5 protein-coding genes are annotated in these 5477 nt (G+C 70.3%); 3 read left to right on the top strand and 2 right to left on the bottom strand.

All coding sequences use genetic code 11. From position 1 onward, the window contains the following. A partial coding sequence (locus tag ADBZ5U_RS14020; protein WP_526811187.1) for a Bax inhibitor-1/YccA family membrane protein occupies positions 1 to 316 on the top strand: 316 nt, incomplete at its 5' end. 140 nt (positions 317 to 456) lie between these two features. On the opposite strand, the gene ADBZ5U_RS14015 is transcribed toward ADBZ5U_RS14020, so the two are convergent. Both ADBZ5U_RS14015 and ADBZ5U_RS14010 read right to left on the bottom strand, forming a co-directional pair. Continuing rightward, a complete protein-coding gene (locus tag ADBZ5U_RS14015) occupies positions 457 to 1674 on the bottom strand; it encodes an acetyl-CoA C-acetyltransferase (RefSeq protein ID WP_526811185.1) in 1218 nt (405 codons plus the stop codon). Positions 1675 to 1724: 50 nt separating this feature from the next. Continuing rightward, positions 1725 to 2666: an SGNH/GDSL hydrolase family protein gene (locus tag ADBZ5U_RS14010; protein WP_526811184.1), complete on the bottom strand. Its 942-nt coding sequence runs from the start codon at positions 2664 to 2666 to the stop codon at positions 1725 to 1727. A gap of 189 nt (positions 2667 to 2855) precedes the next feature. On the opposite strand from ADBZ5U_RS14010, the gene ADBZ5U_RS14005 reads away from it, so the two are divergent. Further along, entirely contained in the window at positions 2856 to 3887 is a 1032-nt protein-coding gene (locus tag ADBZ5U_RS14005) for an alpha/beta hydrolase (protein WP_526811182.1), read from the top strand. 22 nt (positions 3888 to 3909) lie between these two features. Next, positions 3910 to 5304 carry a cystathionine beta-synthase gene (locus tag ADBZ5U_RS14000; RefSeq protein WP_526811180.1) on the top strand — a complete coding sequence of 465 codons (1395 nt, stop codon included), beginning with the start codon at positions 3910 to 3912 and terminating at the stop codon, positions 5302 to 5304. The last annotated feature ends 173 nt before the right edge of the window (positions 5305 to 5477 follow it).

The following is a 5477-nucleotide window of genomic DNA, read 5'->3' as shown; positions in this document are numbered from 1 at the left end:
CACCCGCTTCCTGGTCGCCGGCATGATCGGCGTGCTGGTGCTGATGCTCGGCAACCTGGTGCTCGGCATGTTCGGCGTCGGCGGCGGCGAGGGCATGGGCCTTCGTTCCGGTGGCCCGCTGGCGATCATCTTCTCGCTGGTCTGCATCGGCCTGGCGGCGTTCAGCTTCCTGCTGGACTTCGACTCGGCCGATCAGATGATCCGGGCGGGTGCCCCCGAGAAGGCCGCCTGGGGTGTTGCCCTCGGCCTGACCGTCACCCTGGTCTGGCTCTACATCGAGATCCTGCGCCTGCTGTCCTACTTCAGGAGCGAATGACCGCAGTGCACGTCGAGAAAGCCCCGCTTCGGCGGGGCTTTTTCGTGTGCGCCGAGAGTGCGCACAGGTCGACTTTCCTCCACGGATCAGGCCGAAAACCGATCTGGACGCACTCTCGCTGTGGGCGATGTCGCGATAGATCAGGAGAGTCGCTCGACCACCATCGCCATGCCCTGACCGCCGCCGACGCACATGGTCTCGACGCCGAAGGTCTTGTCATGCGTTGCCAGGTTGTTCAGCAGCGTGGCGGTGATCCGGGCCCCGGTCATGCCGAAGGGGTGGCCCAGCGCGATCGCCCCACCGGAGACGTTGATCCTGTCCTCGTCGATGCCCAGTTCCCGGGCCGAGCCGAGCACCTGAACCGCGAACGCCTCATTGATCTCGAACAGGTCGATGTCGGAGACCGACATCCCGGCGTACCCGAGCGCCTTCCGGACCGCCTCGACCGGACCCAGGCCCATGACCTCCGGCGACAGTCCCGACACCCCGGTGGCCACGATCCGCGCCAGCGGAGTCAGCCCCAACTCCCTGGCCTTGATGTCGGAGGTGACGATCACCGCCGCCGCGCCGTCGTTGAGCGGGCAGGCGTTGCCGGCGGTCACCGTCCCGTCGGGCCGAAACACCGGCTGGAGCTGCGAAATCTTCTCATAGGAAGTGCCGGCGCGGGGTCCGTCGTCGGATGAGACGACGGTGCCGTCGGGCAGTGTGACGGGTGCGATCTCGCGCTGGAAGAAACCGTTCTTGATGGCCTCCTCGGCACGGTTCTGGCTGCGGACTCCCCAGCGGTCCTGGTCCTCGCGGCTGATGCCGGTGTAGAGGGCAACGTTCTCCGCGGTCTGGCCCATCGCGATGTAGACGTCGGGAAGCCGGCCGTCCTCGCGGGGGTCATGCCACGAGGCCGCCCCGCCCGCCGCGGCGGCGGTGCGTGCCTCGGCTTCGGCGAACAGCGGGTTGTGGCTGTCGGGCCAACCGTCGGAGGTGCCCTGCGGGAACCGTGACACGGTTTCGACGCCCGCAGAGATGAAGGCGCGGCCTTCGCCGGCCTTGATGGCGTGGAACGCCATCCGGGTGGTCTGCAGGGATGACGAGCAGTACCGATTGACGGTCACCCCGGGCAGGAAGTCGTAGCCCAGTTCGACGGCCACCACGCGGGCGATGTTGAACCCGGCTTCGCCGCCCGGCTGGCCGCAGCCGAGCATGAGGTCGTCGATGTCCCGGGGGTCGAGCGACGGCACCTTGTCCAACGCGGCCCGCACCATCTGGCTGGCCAGATCGTCCGGGCGCATGGTGACCAGTGACCCCTTACCGGCGCGGCCGATGGGGGAGCGGGCGGTGGAGACGATGACGGCTTCGGGCATGGCGCTCTCCTGTTTATCGGTTCGGGTCACCCCGCGTTACCCCGAGAAACCTAGTCCTGCGGCAGGACCACGGCGGCCGGAACCCCGGTGGTCCGGCGGCCCAGCAACCTGGTTAGCCGGGCGAGCCGTGTTGCGGGCCGCGCCGCCTGGGGCCAGGGTCCGGCTTCCGGAGGGGTCTCGCCGAGGGCCTGGCACAGCGCCGGCAGCAGCTGTTTGGCGGCCAGTGCGTAGCCCGCCGCCGACGGGTGGAAGTGGTCCTCGGCGAACAGGCGCTGGGGATCGGTGAGGAAGTGCGGGGCGAGCAGGTCGGCGAACGGGACCGGCACCCCGTCGGCGGCCGCCACCTCCGCGGCCTGCGCGCGGGCCAGCAGCATTCCCAGCGAGCGGGCGGTCCAGCGCAGCGGCTGGGGGATCGCGGTGATCACCCCGAAGTCCGGGCAGGTGCCGACGACCACGGCGGTCCCGCAGGCCCGCAGTCGGCGCACCGCCGCGCCCAGGCGCCGGGCCGAGGGGCCGACGCCGTTGAGCGTGGTGACATCGTTGGCGCCGATCATGATCACCGCCGCGTCCGGCGGCGGCCCTGTGACCAGCATGGCGTCGACCTGACCCGCCAGGCCCCGGGAGCTGGCGCCCACGATGGCCTTCGTCGACAGCCGGACCAGCCGGCCGGACTGCTCGGCCAGCCCGCGGGCGATCAGGACCCCGGGAACCTCGTCGGCCCCGGTGCAGCCGTAGCCGGTGGCGGTGGAATCACCGAACACCATCAAGTGCAGGTCGAACGGCAGACCGCGTTCCCACCGGCGGACCGGTCCGCCGCCCGGGGCGTAGACACCGTCGGCCCGGGGCGGGATGTCGAAGGCTTTCGGGATGATGCTGCGGGCCTGCTCGGCCTGGCCGGTCAGCAGGCTCCGGGCGCCGACCACCGCGCCGCCGGTCGAGGCCAAAACGCCGGCGACGGTCAGCGTCCTGGTGGAGGCGAACCACGTGCCCACGTCCCCAGTTTAGGGCGGCGAAGTCGGGGAACCCACAGCTCAACGGTGATTTGCGGGTCACAGACGGATATCGAATCCGGCAAAACTCGCAATCCCCGATTGTGGTTCGGGTCACAGCTGTCAAACTTTAGGTCCGCGGGCCGGACAGCGGTCCCCGGCGCATCACTACAACGGCGTAGGAGTGTGACGATGGCCGCACCGAAGGTCGTCCCGATTTCGGCCGCCCGTCGGGCCGCCGGACGGTTCCCGCTCAACGACGGTCTGCCGGTCGAGGTCATCGAGGACGGCCCCAGCGTCCCGGCCCGGCTGGTGTCCCTGGGCACCCGGCTCACGATCTGGCCCGCGCTGGCGGTCCTCAGCCACGTCCCCCACCTGCCGTGGCCGTTCGGCATGGTGGATTTCGTCGCCCGCGCGCTGTTGCCCCAGCCCGGCACCGTCCGCGCGACGGTCGGTCTGCCCAACGCCTCCGCCCAACTGGTCCGGGCGCCCGGTGTGCTGCCGGCGGACGGGCGCCGCCGGGTGGTGCTCTATCTCCACGGCGGCGGGTTCATGACGTGCGGGGTGAACTCGCACAGCCGCATCGCGGTCGCGCTGTCGAAGTTCGCCGACTCACCGGTGCTGGTGGTCGACTACCGGCTGATTCCCAAGCACACCATCGGCATGGCCGTCGACGACTGCCACGACGGCTACCGGTGGCTGCGACTGCGCGGATACGAGCCCGACCAGATCGTGCTGGCCGGCGACTCCGCGGGCGGCTTCCTGGCCATGGCGCTCGCCCAGCGACTGCAGGCCGAAGGTGAGACCCCGGCCGCGCTGGTCGCCATCTCGCCCCTGCTGCAGTTGGAGAAGGACCCCAAGTGTGCGCACCCGAACATCCGCACCGACGCGATGTTCCCGCCCAGGGCATTCGAGGCGCTCGTGGCCCTGGTGGCGCGGGCCGCGGCCAGGAATGTGGTCGACGGAGAACCGGAGGACGTCTACGAACCGCTGGACCATGTCGAGCCGGGTCTGCCGCAGACCCTGATCCACGTCTCCGGCTCGGAGGTGCTGCTGCACGACGCCCGACTGGCCGCCGGCCGGCTGGCCGCGGCCGGCGTGCCGACCGAGGTGCGGGTGTGGCCGGGCCAGATCCACGACTTCCAACTCGCCGCGCCGTTGATTCCGGAGGCCACCCGATCGCTGCGGCAGATCGGCGAGTACATCCGGGAAGCCACCGGCTGAGCGGTTCTGACACCATGGAGCCATGCGCATCGCCCGGCACGTCAGCGAGCTGATCGGCAGCACCCCCCTGGTTCAACTCAACTCGGTGGTCCCCGAGGGCGCCGGGCTGGTCGCCGCCAAGATCGAGTACCTGAACCCGGGCGGCAGCGCCAAGGACCGGATCGCGGTGAAGATGATCGACGCCGCCGAAGCCGGCGGTCAGCTCAAGCCGGGCGGCACCATCGTCGAGCCGACGTCGGGCAACACCGGGGTGGGTCTGGCACTGGTCGCCCAGCGCCGCGGCTACAAGTGCGTCTTCGTGTGCCCGGACAAGGTCAGCGAGGACAAGCAGAACGTGCTGCGGGCCTACGGCGCCGAGGTCGTGGTGTGCCCGACCGCCGTGGCGCCGGACCACCCGGACAGCTACTACAGCGTGTCCAACCGGCTGGTCACCGAGATCGAGGGTGCCTGGAAGCCCGACCAGTACTCCAACCCCAACGGTCCGGCCAGCCACTACGAGACCACCGGACCCGAGATCTGGGCGGACACCGACGGCAGGATCACCCACTTCGTGGCCGGGGTCGGCACCGGGGGAACGATCACCGGCGCCGGGCGCTACCTCAAGGAGGTCTCCGGCGGCCGTGTCCGGGTCATCGGCGCCGACCCGGAGGGCTCGGTCTACTCCGGGGGCAAGGGTCGGCCCTATCTGGTGGAGGGCGTGGGCGAGGACTTCTGGCCCGATGCCTACGACCCGGCGGTGGCCGACCGGATCATCGCGGTATCCGACGCCGACTCCTTCGACATGACGCGCAGGCTCGCGCGGGAGGAGGGACTGCTCGTCGGCGGTTCCTGCGGGATGGCCACGGTGGCCGCACTGCAGGTCGCCGAAGAAGCCGGTCCTGACGCGGTGGTGGTGGTGCTGCTCCCCGACGGCGGGCGTGGCTACCTGTCCAAGATCTTCAACGACGCCTGGATGTCCTCCTACGGATTCCTGCGCCGGCCACTGGACGATTCGGTGCCCGAACCCACCGTCGGCGATGTGCTGCGGGGCAAGTCCGGCGCGCTGCCGGACCTGGTGCACACCCATCCCTCAGAGACGGTGCGCGACGCCATCGGAATCCTGCGCGAGTACGGCGTCTCGCAGATGCCGGTGGTGGGCGCCGAACCGCCGGTGATGGCCGGAGAGGTGGCCGGCAGCGTCTCGGAGCGCGAATTGCTCTCGGCGGTGTTCGAGGGACGGGCGAACCTGGCCGACGCGGTCGCCCAGCACATGAGCCCGCCGCTGCCCCTGATCGGGGACGGCGAGCAACTCAGCGCGGCGGCCAAGATGCTTCGTGACGCCGATGCGGTCATGGTGGTCGAAGGTGGCAAACCGGTCGGAGTGATCACCCGCCACGACTTGCTCGGCTACCTTTCCGAGGGGTCGCGACGCCGGTGACACGGTAGGGTTGGGCGGTCTGAACAGATGGAGACCCATGACCACCCCGCCCGTGCCTCCTCCGCCGGGAAGCCATCCGCCGCCGGGGTACTTCCCGTCACCGCCGCAGGGCGGCTATCCGTCACCGCCGCAGGGCGGCTATCCGTCACCGCCGCAGGGCGGCTATCCGTCAC

The sequence above is a fragment of the Mycobacterium sp. genome (genome assembly GCF_040398885.1).
Classification (GTDB): Bacteria; Actinomycetota; Actinomycetes; order Mycobacteriales; family Mycobacteriaceae; genus Mycobacterium.
The sequence above is the reverse complement of the archived record's forward strand: the minus strand, read 5'-3'. Positions and strand labels throughout refer to the sequence as shown.

What these genes read in the sequence shown, in the direction of transcription:
- ADBZ5U_RS14000 (WP_526811180.1), top strand. Translation starts at nt 3,910, where the DNA reads ATGCGCATCGCCCGGCACGTCAGCGAGCTGATCGGCAGCACCCCCCTG.
- ADBZ5U_RS14005 (WP_526811182.1), top strand. Translation starts at nt 2,856, where the DNA reads ATGGCCGCACCGAAGGTCGTCCCGATTTCGGCCGCCCGTCGGGCCGCC.
- ADBZ5U_RS14015 (WP_526811185.1), bottom strand. Translation starts at nt 1,674, where the DNA reads ATGCCCGAAGCCGTCATCGTCTCCACCGCCCGCTCCCCCATCGGCCGC.